20 protein-coding genes and 1 pseudogene are annotated in these 24,067 nt (G+C 39.1%); 7 read left to right on the top strand and 14 right to left on the bottom strand.

The annotated features are described in order from the left end of the window. Positions 1-37 precede the first annotated feature (37 nt). From tyrA to ffh, 6 genes are all read right to left on the bottom strand, one after another. Positions 38-1,171, bottom strand: a complete 1,134-nt coding sequence (gene tyrA, locus QMA08_RS10125; protein ID WP_182682004.1) for a bifunctional chorismate mutase/prephenate dehydrogenase — start codon at positions 1,169-1,171, stop codon at positions 38-40. Positions 1,172-1,440: 269 nt separating this feature from the next. Further along, positions 1,441-1,800, bottom strand: a complete 360-nt coding sequence (gene rplS, locus QMA08_RS10120; protein ID WP_002962189.1) for a 50S ribosomal protein L19 — start codon at positions 1,798-1,800, stop codon at positions 1,441-1,443. 33 nt (positions 1,801-1,833) lie between these two features. Continuing rightward, on the bottom strand, positions 1,834-2,601 hold the full coding sequence (trmD, locus tag QMA08_RS10115) for a tRNA (guanosine(37)-N1)-methyltransferase TrmD (RefSeq protein ID WP_002962190.1): 768 nt from the start codon (positions 2,599-2,601) through the stop codon (positions 1,834-1,836). Beyond that, positions 2,601-3,137, bottom strand: coding sequence for a ribosome maturation factor RimM (gene rimM / locus QMA08_RS10110; RefSeq protein ID WP_024596584.1), 537 nt, complete (start codon positions 3,135-3,137; stop codon positions 2,601-2,603). The genes trmD and rimM overlap by 1 nt, the downstream gene beginning before the upstream one ends. 17 nt (positions 3,138-3,154) lie before the next feature. Continuing rightward, positions 3,155-3,403 (bottom strand): 30S ribosomal protein S16, encoded by a 249-nt coding sequence (gene rpsP / locus QMA08_RS10105; RefSeq protein WP_002962192.1) that lies wholly within the window; start codon positions 3,401-3,403, stop codon positions 3,155-3,157. Positions 3,404-3,663: 260 nt separating this feature from the next. Further along, positions 3,664-5,043 (bottom strand): signal recognition particle protein, encoded by a 1,380-nt coding sequence (gene ffh / locus QMA08_RS10100; RefSeq protein ID WP_290174455.1) that lies wholly within the window; start codon positions 5,041-5,043, stop codon positions 3,664-3,666. Between the two features lie 252 nt (positions 5,044-5,295). Here ffh and ccsA point away from each other — a divergent pair, with 252 nt between their 5' ends. From ccsA to QMA08_RS10085, 3 genes and pseudogenes are all read left to right on the top strand, one after another. Continuing rightward, on the top strand, positions 5,296-6,102 hold the full coding sequence (gene ccsA, locus QMA08_RS10095) for a cytochrome c biogenesis protein CcsA (RefSeq protein ID WP_002962197.1): 807 nt from the start codon (positions 5,296-5,298) through the stop codon (positions 6,100-6,102). 61 nt (positions 6,103-6,163) lie between these two features. Next, positions 6,164-7,432: a CNNM domain-containing protein gene (locus QMA08_RS10090; RefSeq protein WP_002962198.1), complete on the top strand. Its 1,269-nt coding sequence runs from the start codon at positions 6,164-6,166 to the stop codon at positions 7,430-7,432. 115 nt (positions 7,433-7,547) lie between these two features. After that, positions 7,548-8,869: pseudogene (locus QMA08_RS10085) on the top strand (IS4 family transposase). Between the two features lie 46 nt (positions 8,870-8,915). Here the strand turns inward: QMA08_RS10085 and QMA08_RS10080 are convergent. Together QMA08_RS10080 and gshA are read right to left on the bottom strand one after the other, a co-directional pair. After that, positions 8,916-9,527 (bottom strand): transglycosylase SLT domain-containing protein, encoded by a 612-nt coding sequence (locus QMA08_RS10080; protein ID WP_002962200.1) that lies wholly within the window; start codon positions 9,525-9,527, stop codon positions 8,916-8,918. A gap of 148 nt (positions 9,528-9,675) precedes the next feature. Next, positions 9,676-11,253: a glutamate--cysteine ligase gene (gene gshA / locus QMA08_RS10075; protein WP_193226114.1), complete on the bottom strand. Its 1,578-nt coding sequence runs from the start codon at positions 11,251-11,253 to the stop codon at positions 9,676-9,678. 589 nt (positions 11,254-11,842) lie between these two features. On the opposite strand from gshA, the gene QMA08_RS10070 reads away from it, so the two are divergent. Then, positions 11,843-13,390 carry a methyl-accepting chemotaxis protein gene (locus QMA08_RS10070; protein WP_290174454.1) on the top strand — a complete coding sequence of 516 codons (1,548 nt, stop codon included), beginning with the start codon at positions 11,843-11,845 and terminating at the stop codon, positions 13,388-13,390. Positions 13,391-13,442: 52 nt separating this feature from the next. Here the strand turns inward: QMA08_RS10070 and clpB are convergent, their stop codons facing one another. The 3 genes from clpB to rluD all read right to left on the bottom strand — a co-directional run bounded on the left by clpB (position 13,443) and on the right by rluD (position 17,824). Next, positions 13,443-16,019, bottom strand: a complete 2,577-nt coding sequence (gene clpB / locus QMA08_RS10065; protein WP_039487056.1) for an ATP-dependent chaperone ClpB — start codon at positions 16,017-16,019, stop codon at positions 13,443-13,445. A 96-nt stretch (positions 16,020-16,115) separates the two neighbouring features. Continuing rightward, positions 16,116-16,847 (bottom strand): peptidoglycan editing factor PgeF, encoded by a 732-nt coding sequence (gene pgeF / locus QMA08_RS10060; protein ID WP_290174451.1) that lies wholly within the window; start codon positions 16,845-16,847, stop codon positions 16,116-16,118. Beyond that, a complete protein-coding gene (gene rluD, locus QMA08_RS10055; RefSeq protein ID WP_002962209.1) occupies positions 16,847-17,824 on the bottom strand; it encodes a 23S rRNA pseudouridine(1911/1915/1917) synthase RluD in 978 nt (325 codons plus the stop codon). Before rluD ends, pgeF begins: the two co-directional genes overlap by 1 nt. Positions 17,825-17,965: 141 nt before the next feature. Here rluD and QMA08_RS10050 point away from each other — a divergent pair, with 141 nt between their 5' ends. Beyond that, complete coding sequence (locus QMA08_RS10050; RefSeq protein WP_002962210.1) at positions 17,966-18,730, top strand: outer membrane protein assembly factor BamD; 765 nt, start codon at positions 17,966-17,968, stop codon at positions 18,728-18,730. A 58-nt stretch (positions 18,731-18,788) separates the two neighbouring features. On the opposite strand, the gene glnB is transcribed toward QMA08_RS10050, so the two are convergent. After that, on the bottom strand, positions 18,789-19,127 hold the full coding sequence (gene glnB / locus QMA08_RS10045; protein WP_002962211.1) for a nitrogen regulatory protein P-II: 339 nt from the start codon (positions 19,125-19,127) through the stop codon (positions 18,789-18,791). A gap of 160 nt (positions 19,128-19,287) precedes the next feature. Here glnB and QMA08_RS10040 point away from each other — a divergent pair, with 160 nt between their 5' ends. Then, positions 19,288-19,839, top strand: a complete 552-nt coding sequence (locus QMA08_RS10040; protein WP_182670900.1) for a GspH/FimT family pseudopilin — start codon at positions 19,288-19,290, stop codon at positions 19,837-19,839. Positions 19,840-19,918: 79 nt separating this feature from the next. Further along, a complete protein-coding gene (locus QMA08_RS10035) occupies positions 19,919-20,449 on the top strand; it encodes a GspH/FimT family pseudopilin (protein ID WP_182673708.1) in 531 nt (176 codons plus the stop codon). Between the two features lie 9 nt (positions 20,450-20,458). Here the strand turns inward: QMA08_RS10035 and QMA08_RS10030 are convergent, their stop codons facing one another. Together QMA08_RS10030 and QMA08_RS10025 are read right to left on the bottom strand one after the other, a co-directional pair. Further along, positions 20,459-20,875 carry a type IV pilin protein gene (locus QMA08_RS10030; RefSeq protein ID WP_182670898.1) on the bottom strand — a complete coding sequence of 139 codons (417 nt, stop codon included), beginning with the start codon at positions 20,873-20,875 and terminating at the stop codon, positions 20,459-20,461. Positions 20,876-20,884: 9 nt separating this feature from the next. Further along, a complete protein-coding gene (locus tag QMA08_RS10025) occupies positions 20,885-24,067 on the bottom strand; it encodes a PilC/PilY family type IV pilus protein (RefSeq protein WP_278381264.1) in 3,183 nt (1,060 codons plus the stop codon).

The raw sequence follows: 24,067 nt of genomic DNA, 5'->3' as shown, positions 1-24,067 counted from the left end.
GCCGATATCGGCCCTTTTTAGCAAAAAGTGACAAGTATTAGTCTAAAACTTTTGAATCATTCGCTTTATTTAATAAGCTTCGGCTTTGTGTTAAAAAGTGCTCTGTTGAGTCAGAAAAGTAAACTTTCGCCTGTGCAAAAGAATCAATAAGCGCTGCTTTATCTCCTGCTTTTAATTTTTCCAATGTACTTGCAAAAGTGTCTTGGTACTGTGCGAGTAGGCTCTCTACATCATCGAATTGCGCTAACATAATATCTGAGTACAACTCCGGCGACTGCGCAAATAAACGCCCTACCATCATCAGCTCTAATTGATATATAGGTGATGAGCAACTACGTAACTCTTCTAGTGTATGACTTTGTTTTGCTAAAAACTGTCCGTACACAAATGTTGTTAAATGGCGCATTACCTGAATAATTTGCATTGCTTCGTCGTGTTTTTTAGCATCAAGCTCAACAAGCTGACAACCCCATACTTGTAACTGCTGTAACAAGCCTTTTGCCGCTTGGTGCTCTCGCCCTTCACATACAACGACTGTTTGTTTTACCCAGTGTGATATGTCAGGGCCAAACATAGGATGCAAACCAACCACAGGGCCACTGTGCGCAGCTTTTAGTGCTTTAATAGGCGATTGCTTTACCGATGTAATATCAACTAGTAAACAGTCATCATCTAGTTTAGGTAACTTAGCAACTACTTCGTCCAATGCATTAATTGGTACGCTAATCATTACTAGCTTGGCACCTTTTAAAATATTTTGCGCATCGTTTTGCTGATCTTTATCTAAAACTTTAACTTCGTAACCTGAGCGAATAAACTGCTGAGCAAATAGCTGCCCCATAGCTCCTTGGCCACCTACAATAACAATTGGCGAAAGTTCTGGCGCTGCACATGCAAGTTTTGCTTGTTGGTTTTGATAGGCTTCTCGCATCATGCGTCTTAGTATATCTTCAACGAGATCGGGGCTTACATTTTGATTTATTGCTTCTTGTCTTCTTGCCGCTAATAGCTCTGCTTCACGATTAGGAGCATGTAAAGGCGCGCCTGTTTGTTGTTTTATCTCACCAATTTTTTGCGTAATACCATTACGTTTAGCAAGTAAGGCAACAAGCTGTGCGTCGCATTCATCTATACCTTCTCTCAGCTGTGCTAAATCACTTATGTCAGCCACGTTCATACCACCTTAAAAAACAAATAACGTAAATATAAATTTACATAAAAGTAAACTAATCAATACGATAAATACTAACAGGATCAGCTAACTGATAAAAGGCTAAAGCTTAAATTTTACTAATGAGGAAATAAGAATTGAGAATTGAGAATTGAGAATTGAGAATTGAGAATTGAGAATTGAGAATTGAGAAAATAATATTCTAAAACCAAAACGGGTTGCAACCCGAAGGATGCAACCCGTTTTTTTGCGTTGATAAACAGCGCGTATTAGTTAAGTTTTTCTCTAATACGTGCAGATTTACCAGAACGCTCACGTAGGTAGTAAAGCTTAGCACGGCGAACTGCACCGCGACGCTTAACTGCTACGCTATCAATAAGAGGGCTGTGCGTTTGGAATACACGCTCAACACCTTCACCGTTCGAAATTTTACGAACTGTGAATGCTGAGTGAAGACCACGATTACGCTTAGCGATTACAACACCTTCAAAGGCCTGTAGACGCTCTTTAGCACCTTCTTTTACTTTTACCTGTACAACCACTGTATCACCAGGGCCAAATGCAGGTACGTCTGTTTTAAGCTGCTCATCTTCAAGCGCTTTAATAATATTTTGGTTTACTTTTGCCATTATGTTTCTCACTTTCCTAGGTGTAACTGTCTTCTAGCCACAAGCTTTTTGGTACTCTTGCTGAAATTCTGCGAGTAATACCGCTTGCTCCTCAGTCAGAGCTAGGTTATGCAACAAGTCAGGACGTCGTAACCAAGTTCTACCTAATGACTGCTTAAGCCGCCACTTTGCTATCTCTTGGTGGTTTCCACTGAGTAATACAGCAGGAACCTGTTTGTCGTCCAATGTTTCTGGTCGTGTATAGTGTGGACAATCTAACAAGCCATCCGAAAACGAATCTTGTTCTGCTGACTGGTTATGACCTAACACACCTGGCACTAATCGCGCTACTGCGTCAATTAATGTCATGGCAGGTAGTTCACCACCACTCAAAATAAAATCACCAATTGACCATTCTTCGTCAACATATGATTCTATTATTCTCTCATCTATACCTTCATAGCGACCGGCAATCAAAATCAGTTTATTAGAGTTAGCGAGTTCGCTAGCGCCCTGCTGATCAAGTTTGCGCCCTTGCGGGGACATATAAATTACTTTAGCGCCATCACCAGCTGCTTTTTTAGCTTCGGCAATCGCTTTTTTTAATGGCTCAACCATCATTAACATACCTGGTCCGCCCCCGTAAGGACGGTCATCTACGGTTCTATGCTTATCTAAAGCGTAGTCTCGCGGATTCCAACAGTTAAAATCAATTAAACCATTTTTTACTGCGCGACCGGTAACACCTTGGTCTGTAATAGCGTCAAACATGTCTGGAAAAAGGCTTATCACCCCTACCCATAATGAACTAGTTTGCGTCATTAAAACCCTGGATCCCAATCTACGGTAATTTCTCTTGCGTCGTATTTAACTTCTTTAATAACTGAATCAGTTAAAAAAGGAATCAAACGTTCAGCTTGACCAAATGCGTCTTTACTATTTGCTTTCACAACTAGTACGTCATTTGACCCTGTCTCCATAAGGTCATCAACAATGCCTAAGCTATAACCTTTATCGGTTACAACAGACATGCCAATGAGATCTCGCCAATAGAACTCACCTTGCGGAAGTTCTGGTAAATGCGCTGCATCCATTGAGATTTCAGCATGGGTATAAGCCATTGCTTCGTCTCGGTCGTTTATCTGCGCAAATTTAGCGATAAAGCCTTTGTTGTGGCGACGCCAGTCGACCACTTCTAAGGACTGCCATTTACCTTGCTGCCCTATCAACCACGGGCTGAAATCGAAGATCCCTACGGGATCATCAGTAAATGAATGTACCTTAAGCCAGCCCTTTATACCATATGGGGCACCGAGCTTTCCTACGACAATTATTGATGAGGTGTTCTCTTGACTCATGGTTACACTTACGCCTATTAAGCCGCTTTACGAGCGTCTTTTACTAACTTAGCTACGCGATCTGAAAGAGATGCGCCCTGACCTACCCAGTGTTCAACACGTGGTAAATCTAAACGAATTTTTTCTTCTTGACCTGAAGCAATTGGGTTAAAAAAGCCTACTTTCTCGATGAAGCGACCGTCACGCGAGAAACGGCTATCCGCAACCACAATTTGATAGAAAGGGCGTTTTTTAGCGCCACCACGTTGCAAACGAATAGTTACCATACCGTCCTCTATAAAGATTGACTGTTTTCATTAATAAGATTTACTCCCCAGAATGGGGAGCTGGGGAATTGTACGAGTTTTTGGCAATAACGCAAGTAAGAAGTGAAGCAAAAAGACAGTTTAGTAGGTTAAACCGTGATCTCAACGACAAATTAGGGTTAAAGGTGTATTACATGCATAATTTATTCAACAAAAAAGGAGCTATTTGCTCCTTTAAATATGATTCGCTATTATTTTAAAAAATAACTCAAAAGTATTTTTTAAAACTTAGGACCACCGCCACCCATCATCCCAGGTGGTAACATGCCTTTCATACCGCGCATCATTTTGGTCATGCCGCCTTTACCTTTCATCTTTTTCATCATTTTTTGCATTTGCGTAAACTGCTTAAGCAACTTATTAATCTCTTGTACTTGTGTACCAGAGCCAGCAGCTATGCGCTTTTTACGTGAACCTTTAATGATTTCTGGACGTGCGCGCTCTTTTTTAGTCATTGAGCTAATAATAGCTTCCATTTGGATAAATGTTTTGTCACCCATTTGGCCTTTAACAGCATCTGGTAAGTTAGACATACCAGGGAGCTTATCAAGCATCGACATCATGCCACCCATGTTTTTCATTTGCTTTAATTGATCAGCAAAGTCGTCAAGGGTAAAACCGGCACCTTTAAATACTTTTTCAGCAACTTTGGCAGCTTGCTCTTTATCTACTTTCATTTCGACTTCTTCGATTAATGAAAGTACATCACCCATACCTAAAATACGCGACGCTATACGGTCTGGATGAAAAGGCTCAAGTGCGTCAATACGCTCACCCACACCCATAAATTTAATTGGTTTGCCTGTAATATGACGAATAGATAAAGCAGCACCACCACGTGCATCACCATCGGTTTTTGTTAATATTACACCGGTTAGTGGCAGGGCTTCGTCAAATGCTTTAGCTGTATTTGCCGCATCTTGACCCGTCATTGCATCAACAACGAATAAAGTTTCAATTGGGTTGATTGCTTTGTGAAGATCTTTAATCTCGTCCATCATGTTGCTGTCAACATGTAAACGACCTGCGGTATCAACAAGTACTACATCTATAAATTTCTTTTTAGCATGAGAAATTGCAGCGTTTGCAATATCCACTGGCTTTTGCGAAATATCACTTGGAAAGAAATCAACGTCAACTTCTGTAGCAAGCGTTTCTAGCTGTTTAATCGCAGCAGGGCGATAAACATCGGCACTTACTACAAGCACTGATTTCTTTTTGCGTTCTTTTAAAAACTTAGCAAGCTTAGCTACACTGGTGGTTTTACCCGCACCTTGCAGACCCGCTACCATAACAACGGCTGGCGGTTGTGCATTTAGGCTTAGCTCTTCATTGGCCTCACCCATTGCTTTTTCTAGTTCTTCACGCACTATTTTTATAAATACTTGGCCTGGGCTTAAGCTTTTTGTAACTTCAACCCCAACTGCACGTTCTTTAACTTGTTTTACAAACTCGCGAACAACAGGCAGTGCCACATCGGCTTCTAAAAATGCCATACGCACTTCGCGAAGTGTGTCTTTTATGTTGTCTTCAGTCAGACGGCCACGGCCACTGATATTTTTTAAGGTTTTACCTAATCGTTCTTGGAGGTTCTCAAACATGTAACGGTTCCGATAAGACGTTTATATCAATCCATTAAAATTTTACGGTTAGTTTGATTTTCAATTAACCAGGATTGACTTATTAAGTTTCAATTAAAAGTAGTATACCGTATATGGCGTCTTACAATACAGTGTTCAAGTGCACCTTGTTGAGTTTCTTTTTTTAAGGTCTATGCATTTGCTTTGCTATAAAATACAATGGCTATATAACAACAAGGATTATTTTGTCTCAAATTAAGTGGCCCAAGCACAATGCTGATTATTAGTTTAACTATTATTGCCAGTTTATTTTATGTGTTAGCAACGTCTCACGTGCTCTCACGCCTGTTTCATCAACAAGGCCCTAGCCAAAAGGTAACCGTCATATTGAGCACTGTTGCTATAGTGGCGCATATGCTGCTGTTAGTTAACTCTGTTTTTAGATCCGACGGTCAAGACTTAAGTATTGTAAACGTCTCCCTTTTAACATGCTGGGTTATTGTAGTTTCAGTAACAGCTGTGTCGCTAAAGTTCCCTGCCACTTTATTATTGCCCGTTGTTTATGGTTTTGGTGCTTTACTTACAATTGCCAGTTTATTTATTCCTCATCATATTTTACTTCAAAGCATTAATATTGAGGTTGGCTTAGTAACACACATTTCCTTATCCCTATTGGCCTACTGTATTTTAATTATTGCTACTTTATATGGTGTACAGTTCTACTTTATTGATAAACGTTTAAAACGTAAAGATTTAGCAATTGTGCATAGTCACCTTCCGCCTTTGATGGTTGTTGAGCGCCAGCTTTACCAACTCCTTAATTTAGGCACCATATTACTCACGTTCGCATTACTCTCGGGGTTTGTATTTCTTGATGGGATGTTTGCTAAAGAGTTCATTCATAAAACGATATTGTCGTTAGTTGCGTGGGCTATTTTTGCCATTGTAGCCATCGGGCATATGAAAAAGGGTTGGCGCGGTAAACCTGTGGTTATTACGATCATGGTCGCTGCATTTGTCCTCACACTCGCATATTTTGGCAGCCGTTTCATACAAGAAGTGATACTAAATAAGTTTTAACTTGACTCTGCTTGCTCACTCTAGCTTAATACGCATTGATTTATAAGAAAAGGATCCATCGTTGGACGACATATCGACAAGTACCCTATTTATCATTTTAGGTTTTTTGGTGCTTTTTTCTGCTTATTTTTCTGGTTCAGAAACCGGAATTATGTCAATCAATCGTATACGCCTGCGACACCTCGCTAAAGAGGATCATCGTGCAGCTAAACGAGTCAGTAAATTACTTAGCCGTCCAGATAGGCTCATCGGTTTAATCTTAATTGGCAATAATCTTGTCAATATAGCTGCAGCTCAAGTTGCTACCATTATAGGTATTCGCCTTTACGGTGACCTTGGTATTGCTATCGCTACGGGTGTGTTAACTTTAGTCGTGCTTATATTTGCCGAAGTAACACCTAAAACTCTTGCTGCCCTCTATCCTGAAAAAGTTGCCTTTCCAAGCTCAATAATACTTAAAGGGTTACTAAAAATTCTTTTTCCTTTTGTTGTTATCGTTAACTGGATGACCAACGGGATATTGCGATTATTTGGTATTAGTGCCGCTCAAATCGACGAGCACAGCATGAGCAAAGAAGAATTAAAAACAGTGCTCAATGAGTCAGGCGCACTTATCCCTGCTCGCCATCAAAGTATGCTGACCTCAATTTTAGATTTAGAGCAAGTAACCGTTGAAGATATCATGATCCCACGTAACGAAATTGTGGCTATTGATATTAATGATGATTGGAAACTAATTAGTCGCCAGCTTACCCATGCACAACATACTCGCGTGTTGTTGTATCGCGACAATATAGATGACGCAGTAGGCTTTATTCACTCTCGAGATGCACTTCGTCTACTTACAAAAGAGCAATTTGATAAACCATCTTTGCTACGTGCTGTACGCGAAATTTACTTTATCCCAGAGGGAACATCACTTAACACTCAGCTGTTAAAGTTTCAGCAGTCTAAAGAGCGTATTGGCTTAGTAGTAGACGAGTATGGCGATATTCAAGGTTTAGTAACGCTTGAAGATATTTTAGAAGAAGTTGTTGGCGATTTTACAACTACACAAACTCGTACGCCAAGCGAAGAAGTAGAAACACAAACAGATGGCTCTTGTATTGTAGATGGCGGCGCTAACGTACGCGATTTAAATAAAGAGATGGGTTGGGATTTCCCACTAGACGGCCCAAAAACTTTGAGTGGTTTAATTGTTGAATACTTAGAAGATATTCCCGATGCAAATATTAGTCTACGTATTGCGGGCTACCCTATTGAAGTACTCGAAGTAAAAGAGAATATGATAAAACAGGTGAAGATTCAGCCTAATAAGCGTTCTCGCTAAGTATAAAAGGAGCCGATTGGCTAATGCCGATCAGTTAAGAAAATGACCGGTTGACCGATCCAAACGATCATGCAAAATCCGTAGTTAGGAAACTAACTACGGATTTTTTGTGAATATAGAACAAGCACTGCAAGCAACACTTGAAGAAAGCAGCCGATATCATACCTTTGAAAAATTATCAGAAATTCTTGACCCTGAAATCATTGAACAAGGTTTTCAACAAGCAGGAATTGCAACCGTTCGTAAGCGAAGATTACCGCTTGAAGCCGTTTTGTGGTCAGTTATTGGCATGGCATTGTTTCGAAAAGAATCAGTTTGGAATATCGCTAATAAGCTAGATATCATGTTACCTGGCAAGAACCAACTCGTTGCTCCAAGTGCGATGGTACAGGCGAGACAAAGGTTAGGTGATGATTCCGTTAAACACGTTTTCAATAAATCTGCTCAATCAATGTATAAGCAACAGTCATTCGAAACATGGAATGGTTTGAACCTATTAGCTGTTACGGTGTTGTGTGGCGAACAGCCGACACGCCTGATAATCGTAAAGCCTTCTCTTCAGGTAGCAACCAATACGGTGATACAGCCTTTCCTCAAATACGCATGGTTTGTCATATGGAATTGACCAGCCATCAACTTCTCAGTAGCGAGTTTGATAACTATAAAACCAACGAGATGAAATTAGCTGAGCGTTTAATTGAACGTACACCAGATAATTCACTGACTATGTTTGATAAAGGATATTATTCTTTAGGCCTGTTAAACCGTTGGCATCAAACTGGGGAGGTGAGGCACTGGCTGATACCAGCAAGGCCCGACTTACAGTATGAAATCATCTCCAGCGCGGGTAAAAATGACCATATCATTGAATTGAAAACCACAAAGCATGCACAAAAAAACTTTCCCGATGTTCCTGAAACGATTAAAGCGAGATTAATCAGCAAAACAATAAAGGGCAAAAGCTACCGTATATTAACCTCGATGACGGATAGATTGCGTTATCCAGGTAATGAAATTGTTGAATTATATTGTCATCGTTGGGAGATAGAACTTGGGTTTAGAGAAATCAAACAAACCATGCTTGATAGCGCATACCATTTAAGAAGTAAGCGTCCAGACATGGTGCGTCAGGAGCTATGGGCCGTGTTACTCGCCTATAATTTAATACGAAGAATAATGACGATGGCGGCGACAGTCACAGGGATATGGCCTAACCAGCTAAGTTTCTCTAGCAGTTCGATGGCTGTCATTCAGTATTTCTCGTCAGTATCTATAATGAGCCCAGGGAACATTCCAATACACTGGCAGCACTCACTCGATACACTGGTCTTATTTAAGCTTCCAGCTAGACGAGAGGATAGAAGATATCCCCGATGGGTTAAGCCAAAACCATCTAAGTATCCCCATAAAAAGAAAGATGCCAGTCAGCTTAACTGACTGGCATTAGCCGATTGGCTCCTTTTTTATATCCATTAATAACTCTCTAGCCAAATATAAGACGTTCAAACCAACCTTTATCAAGCTCGTCTTCACAGCGCTTTAATTGCGCGCCATAACGGCTCGCTCTGTGTTTAACTTTGTTTGCTACACCCATTAACCACTTTTTCTTTTTATATGTGCCACGCTTATAGCCACCCCAACCTTCATGATAATTAAGGTATTGTGCGTAAGCATCCCATTTAGAGATTTTATTTACTTTATGCGTTTTATAAACAAACCACGCCATAAAGTCGATTGCATCGTCAAAGTCGTCTCTATCAGCACCATTGTTGCCTGTTTCACGAATATAATCTGACCATGTTGGTGTTTTAGCCTGTGAGTAGCCATAAGCATCACTTGCGCGACCGGTTGGAATTATCCATAAGAAGTACTCCATAGGCGGAGCCGCATCATGCTTAAAGGAGCTTTCCTGGTACATCATACTCATGAGTACATGCTTAGGTGAACCCCATTTTTCTTGCGCGTCTTTTGCGTCAAAATACCAATCAGGTTTTTCTTCAAAGATTTTACATAGATCGTTAGGTTGTTTTGGAGGCGCTGTAGCACAACCAGCTAAAGTAATGGCAAGAGATAAAATAATTGCATTTTTTTTCATTTTTCTAAGATCTCACAGAACTTTTCTAAAAAGTGTGGGTCTGACTCAATGAATGCAGCAGTACAGCATTAGTTCATCCCTGAATATATATTTACGCAGCCTACTTAGGCTGCGTTTTTTTTTGCTTAAATTTTACTAAGTATTAAGATTATTTACCGCTAAAATACGCATCTAAAAAGGCGGTAAATGACTGAGTATCTGCTTGCTCAATTGCAGTTTGTGCTTCGTTAGACTCTACAACTTGTTGTTCCAGCCAAGGCTTTAAAAACTCACTGTAATCAGTGTCTGCGTGACTTTGTTTGTATTTATTAGCCAGTGCTAGTGCAAAGTGACCGTTGTCTAAACCAGACTCTTTTAATTGCGACACGTAACGTCCAGAATAAGTAAGCTCTGGATTATGCACCCACGTAGCCATGCGCTTTATAGTATCGGAGTAATAATTAACACCATAAGCATTATCCATCCATTTAGCGACATCAGTGAGCTGTGCAAATATTTCATCGCCCCACGACTGAAGACTACGCTGTGTGTTATTAAAGTTAAGCATTAGCCCTTCTTCTCGACCTTGATTGACTACTGTGTCGAGGTTTTCAGTACTGCGTGCTTGTTCTTTCCAATCCATTGGAGCTGAATCTTTTAATAAACAATACGTTAAAAACACATCTAAAAAGTGAATTTGCTCAATATCAATACCAACTTCGCTAAACGGATTAACGTCTAATGCGCGAATTTCTACATATTCAATGCCTGCTCGAAGCAGTGCATCCGTTGGCGTTTCGCCACTTTTAGCATTACGCTTAGGACGAATTGGCGAGTAAAATTCGTTTTCAATCTGCAGAATATTTTTATTTAACTGCTTAGGGTTTTCACTCTTGTAGTCATCAAGATCACCATAAATTTCTGATGGTGTGTTGATTGCTTTTTTAAGGCCTGCTACATATTCATCTAACGAGTTATACATTACGCGTAGTGACGACTGAGCGCTATTTGTATAACCTAAATTGCCTAAACGCAGTGCAGTACCAACTTCTAAGTAAAGCGTACCTTTACCTAGTTTTTTAAATGGTAAATCGGTTTTTCGACCTTGTAAAAATGAGTTACACAATGCTGGCGATGCACCAAACATGTAACTTATTAGCCATAGTTCGCGTTTAAAATTACGAATAAGCGCTAAATAACCTTCTGAAATAAAATCTTGAAGGCTTGCATTACTTTGTTGTAACGAATGAAGCGATTGCCAAAGCGTATCTGGGAATGAAATATTAAAGTGAACACCTGCAATTGCTTGCATCATACTTCCGTAACGATTTTTTAATCCTTCACGGTATAGTGTTTTCATTTGACCAGTATTTGAACTACCAAATTGAGCTAAAACAATATCATCTTGGTGTTCAATAAAGCATGGCATACTAATAGGCCAAAGCAGTTCATCGTCCATCTTTTCTAGAGTGAACTTTTGAAGATCTTTTAATTGCTTAAGAGTTTGCGTTGACGACTCACTAACTGGAGTAATAAATTCAAGTAAAGATTCAGAAAAATCAGTTGTGATATGGCCATTAGTTAACGCACTGCCCACCCCTTTTGGATGACCTTTAGGTGATATAGCACCATTCTCTTGTATTCTTAGCGACTCTCGCTCTATGCCACGTTTAATGCCTTTAACTGCATGTTGGTGCTCATTTACTGATAACGCTTCAAGTGCGTTAGCTAAATCATGTGTTGTCAAAAAATCTTTCCTCGGGCCACGTGGCTTAATCATAAGGTTATGGGGACTAATTACTTAGACTCAAGATTAATACCAATTTTTATTGAAAATATGATCATTCTATCGCATTAAATAGCGCACTCACTGCGTTAAAAATTACTCATATAGAACAACTATATGTCATAATTTTCGCCTTGCTATTGTGCTATTTTCTTAGCGCTATAATAGATCACTTATTTAATGCAACTGGTATAAATTGCTAAGAACTATATAACTTTTCAAATTTAATAATTATTTCCCCACTCTATACATGCGCTTAATATGACCAACATCATTATATTAAGTCGTAATATTGCCATTGCTATGTGCATTATACAAATGCTTTAAATACGTATTTAATTATAAATCAAATAAGTAAAATATCAGCTTAAAGTAATAGACCGGAACTTATACAAAATCAGTTCGCTTTAGCTGTCCGGTATTTAAACTTGATCTAGATCAATAAATACAATTATTTGTCTTATGAGCATAGAAGGAAGGACGCTATTTTTTGCTTTGTAGGGTGTAAGCAATATAATGACTGCAACAATAAAGGATGATAATAAATACAATGCACAATGATAAAAGCTTAAAAAATGAAGAAGTATACTTTGATGAATCACAAGAGCTGGTTTCCACTACTGATCTTAAAGGTGTAATAACATACGTCAATCAAGCGTTTTGTGCTGTAGCAGGATATAGCGCACAAGAGCTTATCGGTCAGCATCATAATATTGTTCGCCACCCTGATATGCCAAAAGCAGCCTTTAAAGAAATGTGGGCAACATTAAAACAAGAACACTCGTGGCGCGGTATGGTTAAAAACCGCTGTAAAGATGGCCGCTATTACTGGGTAGATGCCTTTGTAACCCCCATTTTTGAACATGGCCGACTTGTTGGTTATCAATCTGTAAGAACCAAAGCAAGCTCTCAACTTAAGCAACGTGCACAAACACTTTACAACAAAATAAATACCAACAAGTCATTATTTAAACTACGAGAACACACCACAATACGACAAAGCCTTACTTTTATAAGCCTATTATTTTGGCTGATTTTTATTGCTGTTGCGGCATCAATCACCATTGCTGCAATTAGCCTATTTATTTGTGCTTTAGTTATTGTGCTAAATTATGACGAACTCATTGTTACCCCTAAAATATTACGCGAACAAAAAGCAAAAGCCGATTCAATCTCTCGTTATATTTACAGCGGCCATACACCGCACAGTGTAAGTGATTATAGAGAGCAAATGCTAAGTGCAAAATTGCGCACCGTTCTTGGCCGTATGAAAGACTCAACATTAAGCTTTAATGGCATCGCGACTGATTTAGACAAACAATCAACACTTACCGAAAAAGGGATTTCTTCTCAAGGTGAGCGTTTAGAACAAATTGCATCAGCGATGACTCAAATGAGTTCTACCATTGGTGAAATATCAGTAAATACCGCTCAAACAGCGGATAAAGTGAATAACACCCATCAAAGTTGCTCAGAGATAAAAGACCACATTGCTGATAATAGTAAAATGGTATCTGACTTAGCTTCTCAAGTAGAACAAGCTGCAAATACAGCCACCAGCTTAGCCTCTGAAGCAGATAAAATTGGTAAGGTAATGAGTGAAATAGAAGGAATTGCCGATCAAACTAACTTACTTGCTCTTAATGCAGCGATTGAAGCAGCTAGAGCGGGAGAACATGGTCGAGGCTTTGCAGTAGTCGCCGATGAGGTAAGGACTCTTTCGTCACGCACTCAAAATGCTACGACACAAATCCATAGTTCTATTAAAGAAATACAAGACACTTTATTTAGCTGGTCCAAAGTAATGCAAAGCACTAAAGCACAAGCCGATAACTGTGTTTTGACAACCGATAAAACCCAAGTTGAATTAGAGGGTATTTTTATCCAAATCAGTGAAATATCTCACTTAGCAATACAAATATCATCCGCTGCAGAAGAGCAACAAATGGTTAGTAACGACATTAGTAATAATGTTTCGCAAATTAAAGACTTTGGCGATAACAACTTAAGTTTAAGCTTTAATGTGGCAAAAGGTGCAGCTGAGCTTGTTGAAGGCTCACGTAGAGTGAACGATTTATTACTAACTTTTAAAGTTTAACAAACATAAAAAAGCCGCTATTTTAGCGGCTTTAGAGTTTAATTATTTACAATCAGCGTTTGGTAAATACCAAAGCGTCGTCATTTGCATCAATAACAATCACGCTACCTGGTATGTAGTCCCCATTAAGTAGCTTTTGTGCTAGCGGATTTTCAATCGTTTGCTGAATAGCACGCTTAAGCGGGCGTGCACCGTACACAGGGTCAAACCCACTTGCTGCAATTCGCTCAAGTGCAGCATCGCTTATTTCAAGCAGATACCCCATCTCTGTTAAACGCTCACGTAATTTCATTAACTGAATATCAGCTATTTCTTTTATATGCTCGTTTGCTAACGGGTGGAATACAACAGTCTCGTCAATACGGTTAATAAACTCAGGTCTAAACTCATTAATCAATACTTCCATTACTTTAGCTTTAAGGGTCGTATAGTCATTATTACCCGCTTGTTCTTGGATAATATCTGAGCCTAAATTTGATGTCATGATAATAACAGTATTTTTAAAATCAACGGTTCTACCTTGTCCGTCAGTTAATCGGCCATCATCTAACACTTGCAGTAAAATGTTAAACACATCTGGGTGTGCTTTTTCTATTTCATCAAGCAATATAACTGAGTAAGGTTTACGACGAACAGCTTCTGTTAAATAACCGCCCTCTTCATAACCCACATAACCTGGAGGTGCGCCCACTAGGCGGGCAACTGAGTGCTTTTCCATAAACTCAGACATGTCGATACGCACCATGGCGTCTTCGGTATCAAACATAAAACCAGCCAGTGCTTTTGTAAGCTCGGTTTTACCCACACCTGTTGGACCTAAAAACAAGAAAGAACCAATTGGGCGATTAGGATCTGCAAGTCCTGCACGTGAGCGTCTTATTGCGTTAGCAACAGCAACGACCGCTTCATCTTGCCCTATTACTTTACTGTGTAACTTATCTTCCATTTGCAGCAGCTTTTCACGCTCACCTTGTAGCATTCTTGCAACAGGAATACCTGTCCAGCGAGATAAAATTTCAGCAATTTCATCCTCACCTACTTGGTTCTTAAGCAGAGTCATTTCTTGCATTTCGGCTTGTGAGGCTAAATCAAGTTTTCGTTCAAGCTCTGGAATTCGCCCATATTGCAGCTCTGACATACGCTGTAAATCACTTGCTCTTCGCGCTACATCTAAATCTAATCTTGCTTGTTCAAGCTCGGCTTTAATTACTTGTGTACCTTGAAGCGATGCTTTTTCAGCATTCCAAATTTCGTCTAGCTCACGATATTGCCCATCAAGGTCGGTGATCAACTCTTGCATTTCAGTGCGACGTTTTTGACTCGCCTCATCTTTTTCTTTAGCAAGTGCATTATCTTCTAATTTTAATTGGATAATACGACGCTCAAGCTTATCTAACGACTCTGGTTTTGAATCAATTTGTAATCGAATCGAAGAACCCGCTTCGTCTATTAAATCAATTGCTTTATCTGGTAACTGACGATCGCTAATATAGCGATGAGATAACTGCGCCGCAGCAACAATCGCGGGATCAGTAATTTCTACTGAATGATGTAGCTCATATCGCTCTTTTAAGCCACGCAATATTGCAATGGTATCTTCAACCGACGGCTCTTCAATGAGTACCTTTTGGAATCGACGCTCAAGTGCTGCGTCTTTCTCTATATATTTACGGTATTCATCAAGCGTGGTTGCGCCAACACAGTGTAACTCACCGCGTGCTAAAGCAGGTTTTAGCATATTACCCGCATCCATTGCGCCATCACTTTTGCCTGCACCCACAATAGTGTGTATTTCATCAATAAATAAAATGACTTGGCCTTCTTCTTTAGCCAATTCGTTTAATACTGATTTTAAACGCTCTTCAAATTCACCGCGATATTTAGCGCCCGCAACTAGTGCTCCTAAATCAAGCGATAAAACACGTTTGTTTTTTAATCCTTCAGGTACTTCACCATTAATAATACGCTGTGCTAAACCTTCTGCTATTGCTGTTTTACCAACACCTGGCTCACCGATTAATACAGGGTTATTTTTAGTACGGCGTTGTAGTACTTGAATCGTACGGCGAATTTCGTCATCACGACCAATAACAGGGTCAAGCTTACCTTGCTCTGCTCGCTCAGTTAGATCAATCGTGTACTTTTCAAGCGCTTGGCGTGTTTCTTCGGCATTTGGGTCATCAACTTTTTGACCACCACGAATCGCTTTAATCGCTGTTTCAATTTTAGTGGAGGTAATATTTAACGATCTAAATATATCGCCAAGTGGACCTTTATCGTCGCATGCTGCCAGTACAAACAATTCACTTGAAATGTATTTGTCTTTGCGTTTTTGCGCATACTTGTCACATAGGTTAATAAGTGAAGCCATATTATTTGATAGCTGCACGTCGCCACCTACGCCTTCTACTTTAAATAGTTTTTCTATTTCTTGAGAAAGCTTGGTGTTAAGTTCATCTGCGCTGACCCCCGTTTGGGCAAATAACGCACGCACACTGGAGCCGCTTTGCTGCAGTAATGAGTACATTAAATGTACGGGTTCAATAAATTGATGGTCGCGGCCAAGGGCTAGCGATTGCGCATCAGAAAGCGCAGATTGAAATTTACTTGTAAACCTATCTAAACGCATGGTGTTACCTATTAAATAATCTAATTGCTTAATTAATGGGTATGTTTAGGTGTTTGTTCAAGGTGTAGAGAGAAATATAATAGCTAAAGGTGCTAATTACTTGCGCCAGATCAAACTTGCCATACGTCCGGTTTGTCCATCCCGTCGATAAGAAAAAAATAAGTCACTTTGAGAGACTGTACAATAGTCGCCGCCTGTAATCTTTTTAACGCCTTGCTGGGTAAGTAAAGTACGCGCAATGCCATAAATATCAGCAAGAAATTTGCCATTAGCTTGTGGTGTAAATGCTTGAATAAATGAAGAAGACCTTTTTTGAAATAACTCAAACACTTCAGCCCCAACCTCAAATTGAGTTGGCCCAATTGCAGGCCCTAGCCAAGCATTTATATTTTCATACTTTGAGCTAAAACATTCTAAAGTATTTTTAATAATTCCCTGCTCAAGCCCTCGCCAGCCGCCATGTATAGCTGCAACTTCCTTTTCATCATCACTCACTAATAAAATAGGCAAGCAATCGGCGGTCATGATAGCCAAAGGCTGATTTAATAACTGAGTATAAAGCGCATCAGCATTGTGTAACTTATTAGAGTCAAAATGTTCATCAACAATAACAACATCAGAGCTATGAACTTGATTTAGCCACACGGCAGGTTTAGGTAAGTATTTGGTTAATAGTGAGCGGTTTTTTGATACATGATCTTGATTATCTCCAACATGGTATCCCAAATTGAAACTTTTAAATGGGGTTTTTGAAACACCACCTCCACAAGTAGTACTTAACGTTCCTACTTTATGAAGGTTTTGCCATGTCGCTGACAATAAGTGCATTATCTATCGATATCAGGATTAGCTTTAGTATCTTCACGTAGTGCATGTGTCATAGCAACCATATCATCAGGGATAGGTGCTTGCCATGTCATCATTTCACCCGTGATTGGATGCGCAATGCTCAATTTTACAGCATGTAATGCTTGGCGTCTAAAGCTACGAAGTAACTCGAATAACTCTGGTGTTGCACCTTTAGGTGGACGCGGACGGCCGCCATAAGATTGATCGCCAATTAGCGGATGATTTAAATGCGCCATGTGCACACGAATCTGGTGAGTACGGCCTGTTTCTAGGCGCAGACGTAAACGAGTATGAGCACGGAATTTTTCAGCAACACGGTAATGTGTAATTGCCGGTTTACCCAGTTCATGTACGGCCATATGCGTACGCTGAGTAGGATGACGGCCAATCGCTTTTTCAACCATACCACCTGCAGTCATAGTACCATTACACAGTGCTTCATATTCACGCGTAAAGTTTTCACGCTTTTGCAGCGCTGTTACTAAATGCGTTTGTGCTGGAATCGTTTTAGCTACAACCATTAAACCGGTCGTGTCTTTATCTAAACGATGCACAATACCTGCACGTGGCACGTTAATTATTTCAGGGTAGTAATGTAGCAATGCGTTTAACACTGTTCCATTAGGGTTACCCGCACCTGGGTGAACCACTAGGCCCATTGGTTTATTAATTACCAAAATATCATCGTCTTCATAAACAATGTTTAATTTGATATCTTGTGCTTCATATTCGCGTGGTGCTTCAATTGTTGTTTCAACACTTACAACTTCACCACCTAGTAGCTTTTCGCGTGGAGTGTTGAAAATTTCACCGTCTACAGTGATTTTATCATCCAAAATCCACGTTTTTATACGAGAACGTGAATAATCAGGGAACAATTGTGCTAATACTTGGTCTAGACGTTTACCACCTAATTCGGTTGGAACGTCGGCTTGAAGAGAAATTTGCTCTGACATTAGTAACTTTACCCAATTTACCAGTGCAAGCTTTGCTCGACTGGGTTAGAATCGCTTTTAATAAAAGCATAATATAATACGCATAGTTTACTCGGTTTTACCGACTTGGCCTAGCCGAAGACATCGAAGGTAACAAATAAAATGATAAATAAAATAGGGAAACGTGCATTTGCCATTGTTTTTTCAGTTTCTGTACTTAGTTTAGGCGCTTGTTCGTCTGCTCCAGACCAAGAAGACATTCAACGTGTACCGAATAAGTCTGCACACGCTTTATATGAAGATGCAAAAGAAACGCTAGATTCTGGTTTATATGCTCGTGCAATTGAACTTTTGAGTGCAATAGACTCTCGCTACCCGTTTGGCCCATTCTCTAAGCAAGTACAAATGGACTTAGTCTATGCACATTATCAATCAGGTAATACTGAACAAGCGCTTGCAACCATTGACCGCTTTATTCGCTTAAACCCAAATCATAAAGATTTAGACTACATGTATTACATGCGTGGTTTAGTAAATATTAAAGCAGATAAAAATGCGTTCCAAGAGTACTTTGGTGTAGATAGAGCCGACCGTGATGCTAACCGTACTCGTGTTGCATTTACAGATTTATCGACATTAGTAAAACGTTTTCCTAAAAGTGATTACGCGCCTGAAGCTAAGCGTCGTTTAGTGTGGCTTTTAAACCGTATGGCACGTTATGAATTAAAAGTAGCAACTTACTATTACGAACGTGAAGCTTATTTAGCTGCTGCTAATAGAGGTAAGTTTGTTGTTGAGCATTATTCACAAAGCAGTTACTTAGATCCCGCGCTTGAAATGATGGAGAAAAGTTACGACCAATTAGGTTTAACTGAGCTTAGTGAGCACGCAAAGCAAACACGAAAACTAAATAAAAGAACTAAATAAAAGCACTAAATAAAAAAGGCGCTTACTAAGCGCCTTTTTGCTACATAGAAAAACAAGCTTAAATCGCTTCTTCATCTTCCTCTGCAGTACGAATACGTATTACACGCTCAACATCTGTGACAAATATTTTACCATCACCGATTTTTCCTGTTTGCGCCGTTTTTACAATAACTTCAATTGCACGGTCTACATCTTCATCAGTTAATACAATATCAAGTTTTACTTTAGGTAAAAAATCGACCATATACTCTGCGCCACGATATAGCTCAGTGTGACCTTTTTGACGCCCAAAGCCTTTAACTTCGCTTACCGTCATACCTGTTATACCTACATCCGACAACGCTTCACGCACATCATCTAACTTAAAAGGTTTAATAATTGCTTCTATTTTTTTCATATTGATTACTTTTGAAATCTCCAGTTGCCTCGATTTTAGACAATCATGGTGTTCATAGCAAACAAAGCAATTGAATTACGGTGATAAAACAACCTATCGTGGTATAATTTATTATATAAAAATAGCTATACTTAAATGACTAGCAGTAAATGAGATTAATATGAAAAACAAACAAAACGGGTTCACCCTTTTAGAACTCATGGTAACCGTTGCTATCGTTGGCATTATTGCATCAATTGCAATTTGGAATAGTAGCGATATGCTAGAAGAAAATAGAGCTGAGAACTTTTTGTTGGAATTAAAAAGAAATATTAGCTATGCACGCTCTCAAGCAGCGAGTACAGATGAAATAGTCGTTATATGCGCCGCGCAGCATGGTGAAGTAAAAAATCAAAATGATACAATGCAATGTCGTAATCGATGGGACAGAAATAAAATTATCATTGTATTCATTGATGGTGATAATAGTGGTCAATACAACAGCTCTACAGACTCTTTACTACGTGTCATGGAAAAAATAAGCCTTAATGACAAAATAAAATATACTGGTAATGATAGGAGATTACGATTTAATACCAGTGGTCGAATAACAACGAAGCCCGGTGATTTTGTATTTTGTCCTAATAATGGCAGTGAAAATAATAAAGCTTTAACAGTATCTCAATCTGGTACTTCTTTTTATACTGGTGATACAGCTCAGACTTGCGGTTAAAAAACACACAAATTCATCTTGTCATATTTGTATCATTTACTAGACTCAGTTAATCATTTATTAACTCAGGTCTTCAAGGATGAGATTATCAATATCAAAAAACAAGGGAGTGACACTTCTTGAATTAATGGTATCGATGGCTGTTGTCAGTATTATCAGTCAATTGTCGATGTGGTTTTATCCAGATTTCTTGGCTAAAAACCGATTAGATAACCATGTGAATCTGCTACACCGAAATATAAATTATGGCCGCCTTTACGCAATTGAAAATGGGACTTACGTCACACTTTGCGCACTAAAAGGCAGTCAATGTACAAAGGACGAGTGGGATGGTCAAATGTCACTCTTTATCGACAAAGATAAATCAACGACTCTAGATGATGATGAGTTACTCTTAAGCACTTTCGAGGATGTTCATGACGCTGATACTTTAGAGTATCCGCGCAACGCCATTACGTTTCGTCCAGATGGTTCTTTAAATGGCTTTCAAAATGGGACTTTTATATATTGTCCCAATAGCAATAAAGCCAATCTCGAAGGATTGGCTTTATCTGTAAGTCAAACGGGTAGAATTCGCATCAAATCAACTGATAAGTGTCAGAAGAAGTAATCTAGGCTATTATCGACCCCAACAATAATCAATATCAGAGTTACCTTTACTTCCTTTTGCACCTTTAAGACCTGTGTCAGTAATTGTAAGCTCTTTACAGTCATTATCCCCCTTTACAGGACCATCTATAGGTTTAGCTGTAATAGTGAAGGTATTGCTATCGACTACCTTTATGGATAGCTCAAAGTGACCATTTTCGGTCTTACTTTGCAATCCTAAATCAGTAAATGTCTCTGTATATTCCCTATTATCGACAAAATACTGCTCCTCCTTATTTGCAGCATCTAACAATGCTGCAGCCGCTTCAGCGCGCGAAGCACGCTTTACATATTCAGTATAGTTAGGCAGCGCAATTGAAGCGAGTATGCCGACGATAGCAACAGCTATCATCAGCTCAATTAAGGTAAACCCGTATTGTTTCTTCATTTAATTTCCTTAATTATTAACTTCGTCATTTTCTTCACGTTTATAGATATATGTTTGTTGGGTTTTGAAGCCAAACCCTACTGCATTGTCATTAACCAATACAACTTTACCATCGACAACAGTTAAACCAGGACCTTTTATTTCTACAGGTTTCATTGGATTTTCCGCATTTTCACCTTTAATACCAGGGCCAATTAAATAAAACTGACTTTCTTGTATTACGTCAACTGTTGGGTCGTCATCACATTTACCATCGCCATTACCATCTACACATGAAGCGCCTTCACCAAAGTATAACTGAGGTGTATCTGGTACATCATAGCTGGTTGTAAATTTAAGGTCGTCATACACTTTAGTACCGTAATGTAAGTGAAAAGCGTATAAAGAACCACCACCACCACTTAATGAACATTGGTTTTCAGTCGATGTATCTGATGCAGGTGTGAAACTTGTAAAATAAGCAACACCGCCAACAACTGTAGCAGCAGCTAGTGATTTTTCACCCGTTCCTAACTCATATCTCCAGCCATTAAATTTAGCCAAGTCCACTTCTAAGTCAACAAAATCATCAACGTCATCTAGAGCATTACCAAATGGGTCTGAATTCATTTGCATCAAATCAGCAGGCACAATAGTATCTGGTGCATTCGTTTTATACGATTTAGTAACTGTATTTTCATCTCTGATCATAAACAGTTGATCTTTCTCATTGGTACCGGTTGGTTTTGAGCGGTTACCACTACCAATAACTATTGCATCATACGGCGTATCTAAGCGTGTTATAACGGTACTACCATCAATTGTTGTCTCGCTTACTTTACTATAAATAGTTCGTGCAACGAGTGGTTTGTAAAAAAAGCGTCGGTCTTCAGTTGCTTTATTACTGCCAAGTTCAGCTAATTTAAAGTGACTAAATTCGCTAGTACTAGTGCCTGGCATATCTATACGCCAAATATCTCCACCAGTATCTGCCGCATAAATTCGGTCTATATACCCATCATAATCTGAGTCAAGCGTGGTAACATCTGCAGCAATGCTATGCTTACCTTTAAAGCCATTAATATCGGGTGTTAATGCCCATACTCTTTTACCTGTTTCGGCTTCAACAATATAGATACCTCGCCCTATATTATCCTCACTACGAATAGCTGCATCTTTATTTGTATCGTACCCAGCACCAAAAATTAATAAAGGCTTATCACCAAATGCTTTAATATAGGCTATTTGTGGCTTTGACCATGTTTGCGCAAGCTCTTTAAAATCGCCTTTTCCGCCCTCTATTGGTGCGTCCCATAATTTTTTTGGTATGTTTGGGTTTGTTATATCAAGTCCGTAATAATTTTTACCACCGCGACGCATTCCTGCAAAAGCCCACACTCTATCGTCGCCACTCGCATCAATAATACCGTCGTTTAAACCATCACTATTTAAGTTTTTATTATCAAAATAAATACTAATAGGGCCATCCATACCATATACTTTCGTATCGGCCTGATTTTTACGTAGAGGTTCAATAATGTCGTATAAAGCAGACGGTATAAATGCCCAACTTTCACTTACGCTATCATCAGAATCCTTGAACATATGCAAAAAGCCTGCATTAGTTCCTATTAAAACTCGAATATCATCATTACCATAATCGATTGCGACAGGTTTAGAATGCAGAGGATCACCAAAAATATCTTGACGCTGGTCAACGTTAGACCCATCAGCATCATCATCATCAACATCAACACCCATCGCCCATTTAATATCATCGCTCGATAAGCTCAGAGGATTATTATCGACTAAATTAAGAATATCACTGACAACTGAGGTATTAAAATTTACTATTGCTCCCTGATTGTCAGTGTATAAATTACGGCTATCTGAATCTAATGTAGTTAAATGAAGATTTACACCACCTTGTGCAACTAAGTTACCATCAGCTGGCTCCCCGCTTGGCAACCAAAATGTTTCTGCATTTTCGTCAATCAAGCCATTTTCATCAAGTGCCGATAATCCTTTTGAGTCAACAATTTGACTCCCTGATACTTTCAGCTTTTTTAGGTTTCCACGCCAACGAGCACCTGTTTCTGGGTAAAACATGGCAAAATAAACAGCATCTCGACTACGAGTTTGATCTACATTATTACTTGCAACTGAAGGTGATGAAAAACTATCATTTACTTCTCTGATTCTTGAAATCGTATTTTTTAATGCCTCTGATAAAGCCTCTGAGGTTCGCGCCTCTAAGTACTGCCCTCCACCAACCGATGCCGCTTTCTCTAGTAAGTCAATACCGCCATCACTCATTCCTGTGCCAAAGCCTATGGTAAAAACTCTACCCGTATCTAGCACATCGCTTGTCTCAGAGTATAAATCTACTTTTGTATTATTTGTTCCATGTATTATTTTTGATAGAGCAACTAAATAGCTATTAGAATAATCACCACTCACAAAAGGGATTGAATCATTAAATAAATTATTATGTACACTTTTAATCTGATCATCACGACCATCATCGTTAGTGGGATCTCCATCAGTCATCAAAATAATATTAATTGAGTTATCACACCTAAGAGGATCTCCTGACTCCTTTTTAAATGGTGACTTATAAGTTCCATTAGCATCAGCTGCTTTATCTCTATTGTTAATACCATAACCATAGTAAAGACTTTGCCCAGTAATATATCTATACGCCTCCCATAAGGTCTCTGTTAAGGGAGTTGCTCCACTTGCAGGCAAATCATCAATTTCATTAAGTAAGGTATTTTTGTTAGAACCAAGCCTTGCTAATACATAGCCACCTGAGCTTTCTCTAAATCTCATTAAACCAAAATCAATATCATCATTATCAGTAACTAGTTGGCTAACGGCGTTTTTTGCTACTAATAATCGACTATCTTCACAAATAGCTTGTGCATATCCATTTACAGACTTGTAACACTGCTGTGTGTAATTAAAGTAAGTCTGACTTTTAAAACAATCAGATTCATAGAACTGTCCATTTTGATAACGACGATAACACCTGCCTCCATCTACAACATCCCAAGCCATACTTCCTGAAGTATCAAATATCATTAACACTCTTGGATTTTCGTCTGTCTCTACATCATGATTTACATAAAGCTCAATATCCTCTGCAAATACCGACATACTTATTGTTAAGCCAAGCAAAGAGGCTAACACTTTGTTTAATTTAAATTTCAT

The sequence above is a fragment of the Pseudoalteromonas sp. APC 3355 genome (assembly GCF_030407615.1).
GTDB classification, from domain to species: Bacteria; Pseudomonadota; Gammaproteobacteria; order Enterobacterales; family Alteromonadaceae; genus Pseudoalteromonas; species Pseudoalteromonas distincta.
This window is presented reverse-complemented; position numbering and strand designations above follow the sequence as displayed.